11 protein-coding genes and 16 pseudogenes are annotated in these 18118 nt (G+C 64.6%); 12 read left to right on the forward strand and 15 right to left on the reverse strand.

The features are described 5' to 3' along the window. The 8 genes and pseudogenes from CSV86_RS31170 to CSV86_RS33765 all read right to left on the reverse strand — a co-directional run. Nucleotides 1–242, reverse strand: a pseudogene (locus tag CSV86_RS31170) (biotin-independent malonate decarboxylase subunit gamma); the annotation flags it as partial. After that, nucleotides 239–1067 (reverse strand): annotated as a pseudogene (locus CSV86_RS31175) (biotin-independent malonate decarboxylase subunit beta). The pseudogenes CSV86_RS31170 and CSV86_RS31175, both read right to left, overlap by 4 nt. A gap of 9 nt (nucleotides 1068–1076) precedes the next feature. Next, a pseudogene (locus CSV86_RS31180) lies at nucleotides 1077–1374 on the reverse strand (malonate decarboxylase subunit delta). An 18-nt stretch (nucleotides 1375–1392) separates the two neighbouring features. Then, a pseudogene (locus CSV86_RS32590) lies at nucleotides 1393–1686 on the reverse strand (triphosphoribosyl-dephospho-CoA synthase); the annotation flags it as partial. 112 nt (nucleotides 1687–1798) lie between these two features. Then, entirely contained in the window at nucleotides 1799–2224 is a 426-nt protein-coding gene (locus tag CSV86_RS32595; protein WP_240160703.1) for a triphosphoribosyl-dephospho-CoA synthase, read from the reverse strand. Then, nucleotides 2225–2308, reverse strand: a complete 84-nt coding sequence (locus tag CSV86_RS33755; RefSeq protein WP_376699795.1) for a malonate decarboxylase subunit alpha — start codon at nucleotides 2306–2308, stop codon at nucleotides 2225–2227. Between the two features lie 118 nt (nucleotides 2309–2426). After that, nucleotides 2427–3250, reverse strand: a pseudogene (locus tag CSV86_RS33760) (malonate decarboxylase subunit alpha); the annotation flags it as partial. Continuing rightward, a pseudogene (locus CSV86_RS33765) lies at nucleotides 3169–3722 on the reverse strand (malonate decarboxylase subunit alpha). The pseudogenes CSV86_RS33765 and CSV86_RS33760, both read right to left, overlap by 82 nt. 270 nt (nucleotides 3723–3992) lie before the next feature. On the opposite strand from CSV86_RS33765, the pseudogene CSV86_RS31195 reads away from it, so the two are divergent. Then, nucleotides 3993–4174: pseudogene (locus tag CSV86_RS31195) on the forward strand (DUF1289 domain-containing protein). Here the strand turns inward: CSV86_RS31195 and CSV86_RS31200 are convergent. Then, complete coding sequence (locus CSV86_RS31200; protein ID WP_205346527.1) at nucleotides 4139–5128, reverse strand: ketol-acid reductoisomerase; 990 nt, start codon at nucleotides 5126–5128, stop codon at nucleotides 4139–4141. The pseudogene CSV86_RS31195 and the gene CSV86_RS31200 overlap by 36 nt on opposite strands. Before the next feature lie 190 nt (nucleotides 5129–5318). After that, nucleotides 5319–5612 (reverse strand): hypothetical protein, encoded by a 294-nt coding sequence (locus tag CSV86_RS31205; RefSeq protein WP_240160698.1) that lies wholly within the window; start codon nucleotides 5610–5612, stop codon nucleotides 5319–5321. A gap of 452 nt (nucleotides 5613–6064) precedes the next feature. On the opposite strand from CSV86_RS31205, the gene CSV86_RS31210 reads away from it, so the two are divergent. Continuing rightward, complete coding sequence (locus tag CSV86_RS31210) at nucleotides 6065–6223, forward strand: hypothetical protein (protein ID WP_009404712.1); 159 nt, start codon at nucleotides 6065–6067, stop codon at nucleotides 6221–6223. A 4-nt stretch (nucleotides 6224–6227) separates the two neighbouring features. Here the strand turns inward: CSV86_RS31210 and CSV86_RS31215 are convergent. Further along, a pseudogene (locus CSV86_RS31215) lies at nucleotides 6228–6867 on the reverse strand (3-oxoacid CoA-transferase subunit B). Between the two features lie 8 nt (nucleotides 6868–6875). Next, nucleotides 6876–7572: pseudogene (locus CSV86_RS31220) on the reverse strand (3-oxoacid CoA-transferase subunit A). A 308-nt stretch (nucleotides 7573–7880) separates the two neighbouring features. Between CSV86_RS31220 and CSV86_RS31225 the strand changes: the two are divergent. The 4 genes and pseudogenes from CSV86_RS31225 to leuD all read left to right on the forward strand — a co-directional run bounded on the left by CSV86_RS31225 (nucleotide 7881) and on the right by leuD (nucleotide 10771). Next, a pseudogene (locus CSV86_RS31225) lies at nucleotides 7881–8767 on the forward strand (alpha/beta fold hydrolase). A gap of 42 nt (nucleotides 8768–8809) precedes the next feature. After that, nucleotides 8810–9701: pseudogene (locus CSV86_RS33770) on the forward strand (aconitase family protein); the annotation flags it as partial. A 22-nt stretch (nucleotides 9702–9723) separates the two neighbouring features. Then, the gene (locus tag CSV86_RS33775) at nucleotides 9724–10125 is read left to right on the forward strand and encodes an aconitase family protein (protein WP_376699793.1); all 402 of its coding nucleotides are present in this window, start codon (nucleotides 9724–9726) and stop codon (nucleotides 10123–10125) included. A gap of 71 nt (nucleotides 10126–10196) precedes the next feature. Continuing rightward, nucleotides 10197–10771, forward strand: a pseudogene (gene leuD, locus CSV86_RS31235) (3-isopropylmalate dehydratase small subunit). A 196-nt stretch (nucleotides 10772–10967) separates the two neighbouring features. Here the strand turns inward: leuD and CSV86_RS31240 are convergent. Continuing rightward, a pseudogene (locus CSV86_RS31240) lies at nucleotides 10968–11821 on the reverse strand (LysR substrate-binding domain-containing protein). Nucleotides 11822–12080: 259 nt separating this feature from the next. Between CSV86_RS31240 and CSV86_RS33780 the strand changes: the two are divergent. The 3 genes and pseudogenes from CSV86_RS33780 to CSV86_RS33790 form a co-directional block, all read left to right on the forward strand. After that, a complete protein-coding gene (locus CSV86_RS33780) occupies nucleotides 12081–12338 on the forward strand; it encodes a hypothetical protein (protein WP_240160699.1) in 258 nt (85 codons plus the stop codon). Continuing rightward, the gene (locus CSV86_RS33785; protein WP_376699794.1) at nucleotides 12317–12940 is read left to right on the forward strand and encodes a histidine kinase dimerization/phospho-acceptor domain-containing protein; all 624 of its coding nucleotides are present in this window, start codon (nucleotides 12317–12319) and stop codon (nucleotides 12938–12940) included. Before CSV86_RS33780 ends, CSV86_RS33785 begins: the two co-directional genes overlap by 22 nt. 163 nt (nucleotides 12941–13103) lie before the next feature. Then, nucleotides 13104–13346 (forward strand): annotated as a pseudogene (locus CSV86_RS33790) (ATP-binding protein); the annotation flags it as partial. Between the two features lie 66 nt (nucleotides 13347–13412). Here CSV86_RS33790 and CSV86_RS31255 read toward each other — a convergent pair. Together CSV86_RS31255 and CSV86_RS31260 are read right to left on the reverse strand one after the other, a co-directional pair. Next, nucleotides 13413–14416: pseudogene (locus tag CSV86_RS31255) on the reverse strand (alpha/beta fold hydrolase). Between the two features lie 50 nt (nucleotides 14417–14466). Further along, on the reverse strand, nucleotides 14467–15375 hold the full coding sequence (locus CSV86_RS31260) for a LysR family transcriptional regulator (protein WP_240160700.1): 909 nt from the start codon (nucleotides 15373–15375) through the stop codon (nucleotides 14467–14469). A 127-nt stretch (nucleotides 15376–15502) separates the two neighbouring features. Between CSV86_RS31260 and CSV86_RS31265 the strand changes: the two are divergent. The 3 genes and pseudogenes from CSV86_RS31265 to CSV86_RS31275 all read left to right on the forward strand — a co-directional run bounded on the left by CSV86_RS31265 (nucleotide 15503) and on the right by CSV86_RS31275 (nucleotide 18050). After that, a pseudogene (locus CSV86_RS31265) lies at nucleotides 15503–16620 on the forward strand (muconate cycloisomerase family protein). A gap of 13 nt (nucleotides 16621–16633) precedes the next feature. Continuing rightward, a complete protein-coding gene (catC, locus tag CSV86_RS31270) occupies nucleotides 16634–16924 on the forward strand; it encodes a muconolactone Delta-isomerase (RefSeq protein WP_009404688.1) in 291 nt (96 codons plus the stop codon). Nucleotides 16925–17093: 169 nt separating this feature from the next. Next, nucleotides 17094–18050 (forward strand): AraC-like ligand-binding domain-containing protein, encoded by a 957-nt coding sequence (locus tag CSV86_RS31275; RefSeq protein ID WP_009404687.1) that lies wholly within the window; start codon nucleotides 17094–17096, stop codon nucleotides 18048–18050. Nucleotides 18051–18118 lie beyond the last annotated feature (68 nt).

Here is an 18118-nt window from a genome sequence, read left to right on the forward strand (position 1 = left end):
CCGCGGGTAGCGCCGAGGTCGGCCTCGATGGCTTCGTCTATGGCCTTGGCCAGGCCCAGCTTCGAGCAGGCCGACCTCGCCCTGGCGGGCCCGGGGGAACGGATTGCGTGCGTCCGGTACCACCGCCAGATAGCGCGCGGGGCGGTTCGCAGCTCGCCATCGATGACTTTCACCGAGGCGGGAAAGCCCGGCAGTTCCTGCCCGGCGGCCAATGCGCGCAGCCACTGGTATCCTCGGCTCATTGCAGTTCTCCCTGGTAGATGCGCGCACGCGGCGCGCGTCCAGCTGTTCGCAGTCCGCCCGAGCTTGTTCAGCAGGGCAAGGAAATCGGCATGGCGCCGGCTACGGGGCAGGGCGGGTTCGCCGGCGGCGAGGGCGTTGGCCAGCGCCGTACGCAACTGTTCGACATCGTCTGCGATGTAGCTGTCTGCCAGTGCGCAGGCATGCCGTTGTTCGCCGCCGGTGAGGCTCAGATGAAGGGCCGGTCGCGGGAGTCGTATTCGTCGATGCCCGCTTCCTGTTCGATCACCTGAGGGCCATTGAGGCCGAGGCGCGCTTCGCGGGTGACGATCAGGTGACTGCACAGCCGCAGCGATGGACATGCCGCCAAAGCAACCGACGGCGCCGGCGACCAGGCCGACGACCGGCTGGAACTGACGCAACTCGACGATCGCCGCCTGGATCTCGGCGATGGCCGCCAGGCCCAGGTTGGCTTCCTGCAGGCGTACGCACCGGTTTCCAGCAGCAGTACCGCGGCGGTGGGGATGCCCTTGCGGTTGTCCTCGACCGCCAGTTCAAGGGCGCCGGCGATCTTGGCACCGCCGACCTCGCCCATGCTGCCGCCCTGGAAGGCGCCCTCGATGGCGGCCACCAGCAGCGGCCGGCCGTCCAGGGGCCCTTGCGATGACCACGCCATCGTCGGCCTGGGGCACGATGCCCTGGCCGGGCAGCCAGGGCGACATCAGGCGATCGAACGGCCCGAGCAGTTCGCGCATGCTGCCGGCATCGAGCAGCGCCCGGGCACGCTCGCGGGCGCCGAGTTCGACGAAGCTGCGGCTGTTGAGCAAGCGGCGACGTCAGTCATGGGCAATCTCCTCGAAGCCTTGTTCCAGGCGCAGGCGCACCACACCCGGGGTAGCGCCGAAGTCGTGGATGTCGATGTTCATGGCCGGCGGCAACTGCTCGGTGAACAGGCGCTGGAACAGCTGCTCCCAGCGTGGCGCGCTGCCGTTGACGAGTGACCACGGTGATCGCCAGCACGCCGTGCGCGCCGGGTTCGAGCAGCACTTCAAGATCGCCGGAACCGACGCAGCCCACCAGGGCACGGCCGGCGCCAGGCTCGCCGGCGGGAAAGGTGAAAGACAGGGTTTCCATGTTCAGAGGCTCCCGGCGTTATCGAGGAACAGGCAGGCCGCCAGCAAGTCGGCGGCGCCGCCTGGCGAGGCTGAGGGCCAGCAGGCTGGCGTCCAGTTCGCGCAGGCGGCGGCGCCCGCAAGGCTGGCGCTGCCGCCGGCATCGAGGATGGCCGGGCGCCTTGCTGCATGCGTGCAAGCCCTGCGGCCCGGCGCGCCAGAGCACGCAGGTGTCGTCGAGGGTGGCCATGATCGCCAGCAGGGCGTCGAGGCGCGCATTCTGCTCGCCCGCGCCGCGGCTGCGGCTGGCCCGCAGTTGCGGCAAGCCATGGCCGAGTACCGCGGGGAAGCCCGATTGCGCTTGTTCCCGGGCGCGCGTGCACCGTAGCGACGTTGCACCTGAAGGCCGTGGCTGTCCGGCTGCCTTGGCGCGAAGCGGTCGTCGATCAGGGCGATGCGTCCGGCGCGCGCGGCGACTGCACTGGCGTCTTCGCCTGGCTCGCCGAGCGCACGGGCGGCGACCAGCAGGCCAGGGCCCAGATCGCGCCGCGGTGAGTGTTGACGCCGCCGGTGGTCGCCAACATCGCGCGTTCACCTTCACGGCCAATGCGCCGAGCGCTTCGCGCAGCGGCAGGCCGACTTCGCCCAGGGCCAGTGCGGCCTCCGCCATTTCCTTGAAGCAGGGGCCAGAGCGCCAGGGCCGAGGCGTGCATCAGGCCAAGGTGCAGGTCGTGGTGGGCGCCCGTGCCGCGGCGGTCCACCAGTGCCGGTTTGGGCGACAGGTCGGCCTCGTCGATCAGGGCGTCCACGGCGGCATCGGCCAGCCAGTGGGCGAGCGGAAGCGGGGCGTGAATCAGTGTCGATACGCTCATTTACCAGCTCCTGAAACGTGCGGGCGGGTTGTACAGTCCGCCGGACCACTCGACCAGTTCGGCGATGCTCTTGGCCGCGAGCAAGGTGCGACTGGCCTGGGTGCGCTGGATGCCGAGGTCCTCGGGCAGGGCGATCAGGCCTTCGCGGGCGCATGCGCTGGGTGTTTTTCGGGTCGTGGCGCAGGCCGATGGCGGTGACGCCGGCGACTGCGGCGATCATCGCCTGGCGCTCCTCGAGGCTGCGCGCCTTGTACAGGTAGGCGATGCCTTCCTCGGTGAGCAGGTGGGTCACGTCGTCGCCGTAGATCATCACCGGCGCGAGGGGCATGCCGGCTTTCCTGGCCACGTCCACGGCATCCAAGGTCTCGACGAAGGTGGGCTTGCCGCCTTCCTGGAAGGTTTCGACCATCTGCACCACCAGCTTGCGGCCCCGTTCCAGCAGGGTCACTGGCTCGGTCATGTCCAGCCAGGCGGGGTCGCGTGGCGCCGGCCGCGTGGGTCGTGGCCCATGTTCGGCGCGCCGCCGAAGCCGGCCAGGCGGCCGCGGGTGACGGTCGAGGAGTGCCCGTCGCCATCCACCTGCAGGGTGGCGCCGATGAACAGGTCGACGGCATACTGGCCGGCCAGTTGGCACATCATGCGGTTGGAGCGCATCGAGCCATCGCGCCCGGTGAAGAACACGTCCGGGCGCTGCGCGATGTAGTCTTCCATGCCCAGCTCGGTGCCGAAGCAATGCACGCTCTCGACCCAGCCGGACTCGATCGCCGGAATCAGCGTCGGGTGCGGTTTGAGCGTCCAGTTGCGGCAGATCCTGCCCTTGAGGCCGAGGGACTCGCCATAGGTCGGCAGGATCAGCTCGATCGCGGCGGTGTTGAAACCGATGCCGTGGTTGAGCGACTGCACGTTGTGCTTCTCGTAGATCCCACGTATCGCCATCATCGCCATCAGCACATGGACCGGCTTGATATGGCGTGGGTCGCGGGTGAACAGCGGCTCGATGTAGAACGGCCTGTCGGCGACCACCACGAAATCGATCCAGGACGCCGGGATATCGACCGGGGCAGGTCGCGGACATCGTCGACCAACTGGTTGACCTGGACGATCACGATGCCGTCGCTGAAGGCAGTCGGTTCGACCAGGGCCGGGTATCTCGGTGCTCGGGCCGGTATAGATGTTGCCCTCGCGGTCGGCATGAAGCCGGCCACCAGGGCCACGTTGGGGATCAGGTCCACCAGCAGGCGCGAGTACAGCTCGATGTAGGTGTGGATGGCGCCGACTTCCAGGCGACCGTCTTCGAGCAACTGGCCGATGCGCAGGCTTGCGGGCCGGCGAAGGAGAAATCGAGCTTGCGGGCGATGCCCTGTTCGAACAGGTCCAGATGCTCGGCGCGGCTGACGCTGGGCATGATCATGTGCAGATCGTGCAGCTTGCCGGGGTCGGCCTTGGCCAGCGAGCGAGAGAGGAAGTCGGCCTGTTTCTGGTTGTTGCCTTCGAGCACACCCGATCACCGGGGCGATCAACAGCTCCAGGGCTTCGACGATTCGTTCACCGGGTATCACCGCGCCATCTGCGAGGTGGCGCAGCAGATCAAGCCGCCGCTGCTTCTCGGTGCGCCGGCGCGACCACTGCGGTGGGGGGGAGGGTCTTGTTGTCATTGGTGACTCCACGGGTCGCTTTCGTGGAGGTCAACATACGAGGGGGGGGAAAGGCATCAATCAAGATGGTTCGCGATCATTACGCTTAAATTAACGATCGCTCAGGCTGGAACATGGCAAAAGATGTTGAAAACCCTTGTGTATCGCTCTGTCAGCTGAACAGTGAGATGTGCGTCAGTTGCGGGCGGACCAGGGAAGAAATCCGCAAATGGCGCGGATGAAAAGGGCGGAGAAGATGGCCACGGTGCAGAAGGCGGCGCTACGGATGAAGGGCCTCGCGAAGAAGAAAAAGTAGAGCCCGGGATATATGCGCCGCAACCCGGGCAGCAGCGACAGCAGCTTGCCGCCGACGATCTGGCTGTAGTGCGGAACCTGTGGGAGCTGGCTTGCCAGCGATAGCGGCGGTGAAGTCACTACCGCAATCGCGCGCAAGCTCGCTTATGCAGTAGGCCCACATTGACCTGTCGGGTTGTTGGTTACACCTCGAACGTATCGTGTGAGTCCCTGCAACAGCTGAGGCGAAACGGTGGGCCATCACTCCACCTTCGGAAGGGCGCAGCAGGGTGCTGCTGATTTCCACCTGCAGGGTCGGCACCTGCTGCTTGCTTGAGGCAAAGCGGGTAATTGTCTGGTTCTTTTCGGCAGCGAAGTAATTATTCGAGAGGTTGGTCATTCCTTCCTGGCGCAGATGTTCAACAAGATCAACCAGAAGGGCCTGATTGCCCAATAACGATTTGCCATTCATGGTGCCGATATCGACATCGTAGGGCCTGAAATCACTGCTTCCGTGGATATCCAATACGAGTGCTGGACGTTGGCTGCCGATCAGTTCTGCCAGTTGGTTTTTAAACTCGTTGTCATCGTAATAGTTGGGATCGGATGGCGTGCGGTACTGCGTATATATCACCGTCGCACAGGTAGTTCGATTCAGCATTTGCGCCAACGCTGCAGTGCCGGCGCCATCGGAGAACCGATACTTGCCCTCCCGGAAAGGTTCCGTGGCGTGGGGAGCGGTGATGATGACCTTGCTGCTGCCCTTGAGAACGACCACTGGCGACTCGCCGCTGGGCGCGGCGGTATCAGCCTGTGCGGAGATTCGGTTCTCCAGTTCGATGGCCTGCTGCACCATCGCGGGCTCGATAATGGCCCGTTGTAACGATGTTTCACGCGGTACTTCGTTGGAGTCAAATGCGTAAGCTGCCGGGCTCAGTGACGAGATGACGAAGGCGGTCATATATGCCAGTTTCATGGTGTCTCCTGCGGTGATATCCATTTCGTTGACGGCCATTTCGAATTATAGAAGTCGACGGCAGGGAGAAACTGATCGTTTTGCCAGGCGCGGGAAAAGTGAAAAAAGGGATACAAGGAAAAGGGAGGACGGATTATTTTTTGCCTTCGCTCCTGTTTGAGGGCCGCATACGCGGCCCTCGCATCGGCTGTCAGCCACTTGCTCCCTGCTGTGCCAACCCGCTCAATAACGACTCCACCAAGCCTGTGAAAATCTCCAATGAGTGATAGGTTGCCCAGGCCAGCCCGCCCAGCGACCGTTCGGTCTGTTCGCAAACCTGAGTGTTGGTTTCGGCTGCCGATTTCAGGGTCATGGACAGATGCCAGCGCATCTTCGATATCGACGCCATCACAGACCGCGAACAGTGGTTTGTGGCTGTTGTTGCAGGCGCTGAACTGGGTATGGACGGTAGTGAGGCGAGGGGGATCGGGTACGAGTTTTTCATGGTGCATCTCCTTCTGCGCCAAACTGCCAGCCCTCGCCGCGAAACGAAGGGTGGCAGCTGTACGTGGGTTCGCGGACCGAGGCAAAGGAACCCGGCAGACCCGAGGTCTCCCACGCACAGCCGCCATTGCACAAACGGCAGGCGCAAAAAAGCGCCTGCTATCTGGATGGCGCTATCGAAGCACCTTTCGCCAACAGACCGCGAAGTCTGTGTCGCTGGATCGCAGCGACCGGCGAAGCGTAGGCAGCAAATGCCCAGGAGCGCAACGACTGAGAAGGCGGAAAAGTATGCTTGGGAAATTGCCTACATGAAAGTCGGAACCGGTCCGAAGCTTGTAGGGTTTTTCGGCCATCGGTGAACGATCAAGCGCCTTGTGGCGCCTGCATCGCCCCCGAATTTTTGAACGACACCTCCCGGCCCGCCTCCAACGCTCATCACCCGGAGGATTTCCCATGCAGCCCAAGACCGAAGGACTGGAAGAGCACGGCCCAAGCGGCGTGCCCTTCATCAACGACCCCGAGAAGCCGTTCTCGCCGCCCCTGAACGATGCCGATGCAACCGACGCCGCGGAGGCGGAGGAAGATATCGAGGACGACGGCCAACAGGCGTAGCGAATCACTTGATCAGTGGTACACCGCTGAGCTTCTGCAGCTCGTCGAAGTCGATATCGGCGCAGATCTCGATGACTTTCAGGCCCTCGGCCGTGACTTCCAGCACCGCCAGGTCGGTATAGATGCGGCTGACGCAGGCGATACCGGTCAGCGGGTAGGTACATTCGGGGACGATCTTGCTTTCGCCGGTTTTGGTCAGGTGGTCCATCATCACGAACACCTGACGCGCGCCGGTGGCCAGGTCCATCGCGCCGCCCACGGCGGGAATCGAGCCTTCGGCACCGGTGTGCCAGTTGGCCAGGTCGCCCTTGACCGATACCTGGAAGGCACCCAGCACAGCGATGTCCAGGTGGCCGCCGCGCATCATCGAGAACGAGTCGGCGTGGTGGAAGAAGGCACCCCCGGTAAGCAGGGTCACGTGCTGCTTGCCGGCGTTGATCAGGTCGTCGTCTTCCTCGCCGGGGCCGGGCTCGGGCCCATGCCCAGCAAGCCGTTTTCGCTATGCAGGAACACTTCCTTGTCGCCCAGGTAGTTGGCCACCAGGTCGGTGCGCCGATACCGAGGTTGACGTACGCGCCTTCCTGGATGTCGGCGGCCACGCGCTGGGCCATCTCGGTGCGGGAGAGTTTTCTGGTGATGGTCATGGCAGGCCTCAGACAGCTTTGGCGATCGAAGAAGCGGCAGCGCCGGAAACGGCGACCACGCGCTGGACGAAGATACCGGGAGTGATGATGTGCTCCGGGTCCAGTTCGCCGAGTTCGACGATCTGGTCGACCTGGGCGATGGCGGTCTTGGCGGCCATCGCCATGATCGGGCCGAAATTGCGCGCGGCCTTGCGGTAGGTCAGGTTGCCCCAGCGGTCGCCCTTGTGCGCCTTGATCAGCGCGAAGTCGGCATGCAGCGGCATTTCCAGGACATACTGGCGCCCATCGATCTCACGGGTTTCCTTGCCTTCGGCCAACAGGGTGCCGTAGCCGGTCGGCGAGAAGAACGCAACCGATGCCCGAACCGGCAGCGCGGATGCGCTCGGCCAGGTTGCCCTGCGGGACCACTTCCAGTTCGATCTTGCCGGCGCGGTACAGTTCGTCGAACACGTAGGAGTCGGACTGGCGCGGGAACGAGCAGATCACCTTGCGCACGCTGCCAGCCATGAGCAGCGCGGCCAGGCCGATCTCGCCGTTGCCGGCGTTGTTGCTGATGATGGTCAGGTCGCGGGCGCCAGTGGCGATCAGCCCGTCGATAAGCTCGGACGGCATGCCGGCAGTACCAAAACCACCGACCATGATGGTCGAACCGTCGGTGATCCCCTCCACCGCGCTGGCGATGGACTCATACGTTTTATTGATCAAAGCGGGCTCCTGGTCATTCCTGGAGTATTGATTGCCGGACTGGCCGACGCGCCACAAGGCCTGGGCCAGTCAGCGCCTGGAGTCGTTGGCTGACTTGTCCATAGCGTGCCGCAGAGAGGGCGACAAGTAGAGGGGGTTTGGCGGAATTGGTGCGATTATCGAACTGTTGTGCGATCTGCGCGCAGTGCCGTCTATATGTTCAAATTCACGATCCGTGTTCCATACCTCTCCATTTCACCCGTTGAACCCGTTCCTGCCGCAGCTATCCTCGACACCAGCCTGAAAGAACAAGAAATGGAGTACCGCCGATGTTCCCTGACTTCCATAAATCCACCTGCATCATCGACGGTGTCGAGATTGCCTACCGCAAGGGCGGCGCGGCCCGGCGCTGCTCCTGCTGCACGGGCATCCGCAGACCCATGTGATCTGGCACAAGGTCGCCGCTTCCTGGCCGAGCATTTCACCGTGATCGCCGCCGACCTGCGCGGCTACGGCGACTCCGCCAAGCCGAGGCCGACCCCGCCACGAGTGCTATTCCAAGCGCACCATGGCCAACGACATGGTCGGCCTGATGCGCGAACTGGGCTTCGACACCTTCGCCCTGATGGCCCACGACCGTGGTGCCCGCGTCGCTCACCGCCTGGCCTGGACCATCCGCAGCGCCTGAGCCGCCTGGTGCTGCTGGATATCGCCCCGACCCTGGCCATGTACCGGCAGACCAACGAAGCCTTCGCCCGTGCCTACTGGCACTGGTTCTTCCTGATCCGCCCGGCGCCGCTGCCGGAACCCTGATCGAAGCCGACCCCGAAGGCTATCTGCGCAGCGTCATGGGCGGGCGCAGCGCCGGCCTTGCACCCTTCACCGACGAGGCCTTCGCCGAATACCTGCGCTGCCTGTCCCTGCCGGCGCCGCCCGCGGGGTATGCGAGGACTACCGCGCCGCCGCCGGCATCGACCTGGAACACGACCAGGCCGACATCGATGCCGGCAACAAGCTCCAGCTTCCATTGCTGGTGATGTGGGGCCGTGATGGCGTGATCGGCAAGTGTTTCTCGCCGCTGCTGGAGTGGCGCGCCATCGCCACGGACGTGCGCGGCGGCGAACTGCCGTGTGGCCATTACATCGCCGAAGAAGCCCCGGAAGCCCTGCTGGAACACGCGCTGCCGTTCCTCCGTGATGGACATGACCATGACTAGCCCAAGAACGCTGTACCGGAAACACATCGACGCCCATACCGTGTGCGAGCTGGACGACCAGGGCCATGTGCTGCTGTACATCGACCGCCAGGTCGCCAACGAGTACACCAGCCCCAGGCCTTCAGCGGTTTGCGCGAGGCGGGGCGCACGGTCTGGCGGCCGCGGCGACCCTGTGCGTGGTGGACCACGTCAATCCCACCACACCCGAACGGGTGCCGAAATGGCGGACCCGGGCGGTGCGCGCCAGGTCAGCTACTTCGAGGAAAACTGCCGCGACTTCGCATCGAGCTGTTCGGCGTGCTCGACAAGCGCCAGGGCATCGAGCACGTGGTAGCGCCGGAACAAGGCTTCATCCTGCCGGGCATGGTGGTGGCGGCGGGCGACAGCCACACCACCACCTACGGTGCCCTCGGCGCATTCGGTTTCGGCATCGGCACTCTGAGATCGAGCACCTGCTCGCTACCCAGACCCTGGTGTACAAGCGCCTCAAGACCCTGCGCGTGACCGTCGAGGGCGAGCCGGGCCCGGGGCTGGTGGCCAAGGACATCATCATGGAACTGATCCGCCGCATCGGCGCCTCCGGTGCCACCGGCTACGCCATCGAATTCGCCGGCCCGACCATCGACGCCTCAGCGTCGAAGGGCGCATGACCTGTGCAACATGGCGGTGGAAGCTGGTGCGGGGTGCCTTCATGGCCCCGGACGACAAGGTCTTCGACTACCTCAAGGACAAGCCGCGGGCGCCCCGTGGCGCCGTGTGGGAGCAAGCCGTGGCGCGCTGGCGCGAGCTGTCCAGCGACCCGGGCGCGCAGTTCGATCGTGAGGTCACGCTGCAGGTCGGCGCACTGGAGCCCCATGGTCACCTGGGCACCAGCCCCGACCAGGCCGCCGCCATCGGCGCCTGCGTGCCCGATCCACAGGCCGAGCCGGACCTGATCCTGCGCCAGGACCTGCAACGTGCCCTGCGCTACATGGGCTGCAACCCGGCATGGCGCTCAGTGGCATCCCATCAGCCATGCCTTCATCGGTTCCTGCACCAATGCCCGCATCGAAGACTTGCGCGATGCCGCCCGCGTGGTTCGGGGACGCAAGGTCGCCGAAGGGGTGCGGGCGATGATTGTCCCGGGCTCCACCCAGGTGCGCGACCAGGCCGAAGCCGAGGGGCTGGCGCAGCTCTTTCGCGAAGCCGGCTTCGAATGGCGGCAGTCGGGGTGTTCCATGTGCCTGGCGATGAACGACGACGTGCTCAGTCCCGGTGACCGCTGTGCGTCCAGTACCAACCGCAATTTCGAAGGCCGCCAGGGGGCTGGCGCGCGTACCCATCTGATGAGCCGGCGATGGTCGCCGCGGCAGCGGTAAGCGGCCATCTTGTCGATGTGCGTTCGCTGCAAGGGGAGGTGTGAGATGCAACGTTCGTTCATGTACAAGGCGTGGCCGCGCCATTGCTGGCGGCCAATGTCGATACCGACGTGATCATGCCCAAGCAGTTCCTCAAGGTATCGACCGTGCCGGGCTGGATCGCGGGGTGTTCTTCGACCTGCGCTTTCTTGCGGATGGCTCGCCCGATCCGGCGTTCGTGCTGAACCAGGCACCCTGGCAAGGGGCGGCCTTCCTCGTGGTCGGCCCAACTTCGGTTGTGGCTCGAGCCGCGAGCATGCGGTGTGGGGCTGAAGCAACTGGGCATACGGGCGTTGATCGGGACCAGCTTCGCCGGGATCTTCAACGACAACTGCCAGCGCAACGGGGTGTTGACCATTCAACTGAAGCCGGACGAACTCAAGCGTCTGGGCGAGCGGGTCAGCCAGCCTGAAACAACGGCATCGAGATCGACCTGCCGGGCAGCGGATTGTGTTGGGAGAGGGGAGAGCATTGCCTTCCAGATCGATGCGCTGCGCAAGCAAGCCTTGTTGTCGGGCTGGATGCGGATCGGCAGCACCTTGCAGCGCAGCGCGCAGATCCGGGCGTTCGAGGCGCGCATCTGGCCGGGAATCCCTGGCTGGCTTGAGCCTTCTGGTGGCCTTGAAGGCCCAATCGCTGGCAAGCCAGCTCCACAGGGTTCGCGTGCACCTTGAGCCTTTTGGTGCTCTTTAAGGCTCTATCGCTGGTAAGCCAGCTCACACAGGTCCGGCGGTGCACGCGGTCACTGTGGGAGCTGGCTTGCCAGCGATGAGGCCCGGAAGAGCACTACACAGCCAGATGCTTCAACGCGCTTCCAGAAAACTCACGCACACCCGCAACTTCGCCGAATCAGCCAGGCGCGTCGGATACACCGCCCAGATATCCGCGCCCTGGCTGTACTCGTGCAACACCTGCACCAGCCGTCCCTGGAACACCAGCGGTTGCACATCCCACCACGAACGCAGCAACAAGCCGCGATGGCCAGCGCCCATTGCAGGACGATCTCGCCACTGTTGGACGATAGCGTGCCGTTGACCTGCACCGTATGTCCCTGCCGGCAGACTCCAGCCGCCACAAGCCCGAACGGGCTGTTGCGTTCCTTGAGCACCAGGCAGTCGTGCTGGCCCAGGTCGTCCAGGGTCATCGGTGTCCCGCAGCGCTCCAGGTATTCAGGCGTGGCACAGATCACCCGCCGGTTGCTCGCCAGGCGGCGGCTCATGTGTTGTCCCGGCAGGTCATTGCCCACGCGGATTTCCAGGTCGAAGCCCTCGGCGACAATATCCACCACCCGGTCGAACACCTCCAGGCGCACCTCCAGGTCCGGATAGGTCGCGGCCAGTTCGGCGATGGCCGGAGCACATGGTTGCGCCCGAAGCCGAAGCTGCTGCACAGGTGCAACAGGCCGCGCGGAGCCTTGCGCACCTGACTCAGGTCGCACATGAAGTCGTCGAACTGGTCGAGTATCCGCTCGGCCCAATGCTGCGTGCGCAGGCCCGCGTCGGTCAGTGCGATGTGCCGCGCCGAACGGTGCAGCAGGCGGGTACCCAGGGTGCTTTCGAGGATCTTGATGCGCTTGCTGACATACGCCGGCGACTGGTCGAGTTCCAGCGCCGCGCTGGCGAAGCTGCCTTGCGGATGACGTCAGGAACACCCGCAGGTCGGTGCCAGGGGGGCGGCTTCGGGAGGCTGGTCATGGAGGCTGGGTCGGCGGCGGAAGGTGGCGCAATTCTAGCCCCTTTTGGTCCGTCCGCTGTTCATGGCCGGATGGTGGGGCATGCTGAAGATAGTCGGCAGCACCAGGCATAAGCGCGTATAAACTATTAACAATCATCTCTTCTGCATGCTCATCAGGCCCCGTCCATGACCCAGACCAAGTCGTTCAACCTTCGGAGTCGCCCGCGGCTTGTGCCTTTACCGTGCTCGACGAACTGGGTGACCTGGAGCTGGTGCACCGCATCAGCACCATGCTGATCGGCGAACAGGATCTCGCCGCCCTGTACGGCAAGATCGTCGACGCGGCAGTGGCCATCTGTGGGTCGCAGTTCGGCACCATGCAGGTGTTGTCCGCCGGTAGCGACAGCGAGGGCAGCGCCATCGGCCTGCAGTTGCTGTGCGCGCGGCATTTGCCTGAGGATGCGGTGCGGTTCTGGCAGTGGGTCAGTCCCAGGCCCTGAGCAGTTGTGCCCTGGCGCTGCGTTGCGGCCAGCGCGCGATCATCGCCGATTATGAGCAATGGCCGGACATCGCCGGTACCGAGGAATTGGAAGCGTTTCGCCGCACCGGTATCCGCGCCGCGCAAACCACCCCGCTGGTCTCGCGCAAAGGCGCGCTGCTGGGCATGATCTCCACCCATTGGGGCCAGCCCCACCATCCTTCCGAGCGCGATCTGCGACTGCTGGATATCCTCGCCCGCCAGGCTGCCGACCTGCTCGAACGGACGCACTCGGAAGAAGCCCTGCGCCTGCTCAACGACACCCTCGAACAACGGGTCGAGGAGCGTACCCAGGCGCTCATGGCCGCGGAGGCGAGTCTGCGCCAGTCGCAGAAAATGGAGGCGGTCGGGCAGTTGACGGGCGGGATCGCCCACGACTTCAACAACTTGCTGGCTGGCATCTCGGGTGCCCTGGAACTGCTCGAAGGGCGCATGCTCCAGGGCCGATTCAGCGACCTCGGCAAGTACCTGATCGCCGCCCAGGATGGGGTCAGCCGGGCCGCGGCGCTGACCAGCCGGCTCCTGGCATTTTCCCGTCGGCAGCCGTGGAGCCCGGGCGACTGATGTCAATGCGCTGATCAGCGGCATGCTCGAATTGATACAACGCTCCGTCGGCCCCGCCGTCGCCCTCGAAACCCTCGGCGCGCCCGACCTCTGGCCCGCCTTCGTCGATGCCAGCCAGTTGGAAAACGCGCTGCTCAACCTGTGCATCAATGCCCGTGACGCCATGCCCGCAGGCGGGCGGATCCAGGTCAGCACCAGCAACCTGTACCTCGACGACGACCAGGCGCTGGCGCTCGAACTGCCAGTAGGCGGTTACCTGTGCCTGGCCGTGTCCGACACCGGCAGCGGAATGCCCGAGCACGTCCTTGCCCGGCCTTCGAGCCATTCTTCACCACCAAGCCGCCGGCAGGGTACGGGGCTGGGCCTGTCGATGATCTACGGCTTCGCCCGGCAATCTGGCGGCCAGGCGCACATTGCCTCGCAGGTGGGCGCGGGCACCACGGTGTCCCTCTATCTTCCGCGGCAGAACCGATCACTTCGCCAACCACTCTACCAGCGCCTGGTTGAATTTGGCCGGCTCCTCCATCTGCGGAGCATGTCCCAACTTCGCAAACTCGATCAGCTCCGCCCCAGGTATCGCCTTCTGCGTAGCTTTCCCCAGCTCGGGGTATTTACCGATCCTGGCCTTGACCTCGGGCGGCGCGATATCGCTACCAATGGCCGTGGTATCGGTCTGCCCGATCATCAGCAGGGTAGGTACCCGCAGTTTCGGAAACTCATACACCACCGGCTGGGTGAAGATCATGTCGTAGACCAGAGCCGAGTTCCACGCCACTGCCTGACGGCCAGGCCGGCATTGAGCCCTGCCAGCATATCCACCCATTTGTCGTACTCGGGCTTCCAGCGGCCATCGTAATAGGTCTTCTGTTCGTAGGCCTTGATGCCTTCCGCCGTCACTTTCAGCTCCCGCTCGAACCATTGATCGACCGTCCGGTACGGTACGCCCATGGCCTTCCAGTCTTCGAGGCCGATCGGATTGACCATCACCAGCCGGCAGTTTCGGAGGGATACATCAGGGCGTAGCGGGTTGCCAGCATGCCACCGTGGAGTGGCCGATGATGCTGGCCTTGTCGATACCCAGATGCTTCAGCAGTTCATGGGTGTTGTGGGCCAGTTGCTGGAAGCTGTACTGATAGTTGTCGGGTTTGCTCGATGTGCAGAAGCCGATCTGGTCGGGCGCGATCACCCGGTAGCCGGCCTGGCTAAGCCCCTTGATCGTGTCTTCCCAGGTGGCCGCGCAGAAGTTCTTGCCGTGCAGCAGTACGACCGTGCCCAAGGTTGGTCCGGGCTTTTGCGCCGGCACGTCCAGGTAGCCCATCTGCAGGGCCTTGCCCTGGGAGGTGAAGTTCAGGTGCTGCAACGGATAGGGGTAGGCAAAGCCCTCCAGTTGCGGCCGTAGACGTTGGCTGCGGTGGCGTATGGCAGGCCGGAGCCCAGTAAACCCGCAAGGAGTGCGGCTTGTAGGGTGCTTTTCATAAGGCGTGCTTCCTGTTTTCCAAGGTTGGCCACCACTGGCATTGCCTGGATTAACCCGGCGTTAACGACTCTCGGGAAGAGGGATCCTGTGCCGCGAGCAACCCCTCGATCAGTTCCAGGCAACGCTGCAGCTCCGGCCCGGCGTCATCCTTGCGCCGGCTGAGGATGATCGGGCTCACTGCATCCCGGTCACTCACCCCGGTGTATTCCAGGTCCGCCCGATGCTGCTGGCGCACCGAGGCGGGGGCGAGGGTAACCCCAAGGCCGGCCGCCACCAGGCCCAGCGCGGTCTGCAATTCATTGCTCCACTGCCCGACCTTCACGCTCAGGCCATGGTGGGCGAACAGCGCCAGCACGTGGTCGGCATAGCTGGGCCGGGGCGTGGCGGGGTAGAGCACGAAGGGCTCGCCGGCCAGTTGCGCCAGGCTCGGCGTGGTGCCGCACAGCGCATGCCCGCGCGGCAATACCGCACCACCAGCGGATCCTCGTACAGCACCGCTGCTCGATGGCCGGGTCGTCGATGCGGATCCGCCCGAAACCGATATCGATGCGCCCGGCCTGAGCGCTTCGACCTGCTGCACCGTGGTCATTTCCACCAGGTCTAGTTGCAGCTCGGCGTCGCGGCGCAGTTCGCGGGTCAGTTCCGCAGCAGGCCATACAGGGTCGAGGGGGAAGCCGATGCCCAGCCACTGCCGCTGGCCCTGGCCGATGCGCCGGGTGGTAGCGGCGATCTGTTCGAGCTGCTGGAGCAGGGTGCCGGTCTGTTCATGGAAGTAGCGTCCGGCCTCGGTCAGGCGCAGCGGCCGGCCGCGCTCCACCAGCAGGGTGCCGAGCTCTTCTTCCAGTTGGCCAATCTGCCGGCTCAGCGGCGGCTGGGCCATGTGCAGGCGTTCGGCGGCGCGGGTGAAGTTCAGGGTTTCGGCGAGCGCCTTGAAGTAACGCAGGTGGCGAAGCTCCATCAGACTTCCTGGGTATGGTGGCAGAGGTAATCGATATTGGATTGCCAGCCGCCAACAGGCAATCCTTTGCCCGTCCACTGAACAACCACGGCGGCGCAGGGCGTCGCCGGCACAAGGTGCCCGGCAAATGAGCAATGCAGTGATCGAACAGGTCCAGGCGGTGATCGTCGACCTCCCACCATCCGCCCGCACAGCTGGCGATGCATACCATGCAGCAGCAGACCCTGGTGATCCTGCGCCTGAGGTGCAGCGACGGCGTCGAAGGCATCGGCGAAGCCACCACCATCGGCGGCCTGTCCTACGGCTATGAAAGCCCCGAGAGCATCAAGGCCAATATCGATGCACACCTGGCCCCGGCCCTGTCGGCATGGCCGCGGACAATATCAACGCCGCCATGCTCAAGCTGGACAAGATCGCCAAGGGCAACACCTTCGCCAAGTCCGGCCTTGAAAGCGCCTTGCTCGATGCCCAGGGCAAGCGCCTTGGCCTGCCGGTCAGCGAACTGCTGGGCGGGCGCGTGCGCGACAGCCTGGAAGTGGCCTGGACCCTGGCCAGCGGCGACACCGCCCGGGATATCGCCGAAGCCGAGCAGATGCTGGAACTGCGCCGCCACGCATCTTCAAGCTGAAGATCGGCGCCAACCCGCTGGAGCAGGACCTCAAGCACGTGGTGGCGATCAAGAAGGCCCTGGGCGACTACGCCAGCGTGCGCGTCGACGTCAACCAGTACTGGGACGAGTCCCAGGCCATCCGTGGCTGCCAGGTGCTGGGCGACAACGGGATCGATTTGATCGAACAGCCGATTTCCCGGGTCAATCGCTCCGGCCAGATGCGCCTGAACCAGCGCAGCCCAGCGCCGATCATGGCCGACGAATCCATCGAAAGCGTCGAGGACGCCTTCAGCCTGGCCGCCGACGGCGCCGCCAGCATCTTCGCCCTGAAGATCGCCAAGAACGGCGGCCCCCGTGCCGTGCTGCGCACCGCGCAGATCGCCGAGGCGGCGGGGATCGCCCTGTATGGCGGGACCATGCTCGAAGGCTCGGTCGGCACCCTGGCCTCGGCCCACGCCTTCCTCACCTTGCGCCAGCTGACCTGGGGCACCGAACTGTTCGGCCCGTTGCTGCTGACCGAGGAAATCGTTCGTGAAGCGCCGGTCTACCGCGATTTCCAGCTGCATGTGCCGCGTACCCCCGGCCTCGGCCTGACCCTGGACGAGGCGCAACTGTCGCGCTTCGCCCGCCGCTAAGAAGGACAAGACCATGCTGTTCCACGTAAAGATGACGGTAAAGCTGCCCGTCGATATGGACCCGGCCCGGGCCGCGAAGCTCAAGGCCGACGAGAAGGCCCTGGCGCAGAGCCTCCAGCGCGAGGGCACCTGGCGCCACCTGTGGCGCATCGCCGGGCACTACGCCAACTACAGCGTATTCGATCTGCCTAGCGTCGAGGCCCTGCACGATACCCTGATGCAGTTGCCGCTGTTTCCCTACATGGATATCGAGATCGACGGCCTGTGCCGACACCCCTCGTCGATCCACGAGGACGATCGTTGAGAACATGAGGCCCGGCGAGGGCGGCACCCGCATAGTTGCCGAGCACTGTCTGTCGCCGGTGAATTGTGCCAGTCCTCGCCTTTGCGTACTGTGATGCCGGAGGGCGCCCCGCAGCGTTGCAGCCGGAGGAGCGCCACGACAATAAATACAAGAACCGAGTGCCTTGCCGATGGATAGCCGCCTGCTGAGTGACCGCAGTAGCGTGTTTCGACATGCCGACCCCTATGCCGTGTCCGACTATGTCAATCGACACGTCGGCCAGCACTGCATAGGCCTTTCCCGCAGCATCCACCCCCAGGCCAGCCTCAACCACCGCAAGTTCGCCGACCTCGACCTGTGCCGGATCAGCTACGGCGGCAGCGTCCGCGTCACCTCGCCGGCGCTGGAGACCATCTACCACCTGCAGGTGCTGCTCAGCGGCAACTGCCTGTGGCGCGGGCACCGGCGCGAGCACCACCTGGTGCCGGGCGAGCTGCTGCTGATCAACCCGGACGATCCGGTAGACCTGACCTACTCCGAAGACTGCGAGAAATTCATCCTCAAGCTGCCGGTCAGACTGCTCGAGTCGGTGTGCGACGACCACCGCTGGCAACGCCCGGACAGCGGCGTGCGCTTCCTGCGCAACCATTACCGCCTGGATGAACTGGAAGGCTTTTCCAGCCTGCTGGCGATGGTCTGCATGGAAGCCGAAGCCAGCGACCCGTTGCTGCGGGTGCAGAGTCACTACAGCCAGATCGTCGGCAGCAAGCTGCTGTCGCTGCTGAGCACCAATATCCGCCGTGAAAGCCTGGCGCCGTCGGTGGCCGGTTTCCAGCGGATCCTCGACTACATCGAACGCAACCTGAAGCAGGAGCTGTCCAGCGAGCACCTGGCGGAGCAGGCGCGGATGAGCGTGCGTTCGTTGTACGGGCTGTTCGAGCGCCAGTTGGGCATTACCCCGAAGCAGTACATCCGCCAGCGCAAGCTGGAGCGCATCAATGCCTGTCTCGGCGACCCGGACTGCCACGTGCGCAGCCTGACCGAACTGGCGCTGGACTACGGCTTCCTGCACCTGGGACGCTTCTCCGAAAGCTATCGCCTGCAATTCGGCGAACTGCCCTCCGACACCCTAAAACGCCGAGCATGAAACCAGACAACTGTGGGAGCTGGCTTGCCAGCGTTATCGGTAGTGAATTCACCGCCGCTATCGCTGGC

Source organism: Pseudomonas bharatica CSV86 (genome assembly GCF_000319305.2).
GTDB lineage: Bacteria > Pseudomonadota > Gammaproteobacteria > Pseudomonadales > Pseudomonadaceae > Aquipseudomonas > Aquipseudomonas bharatica.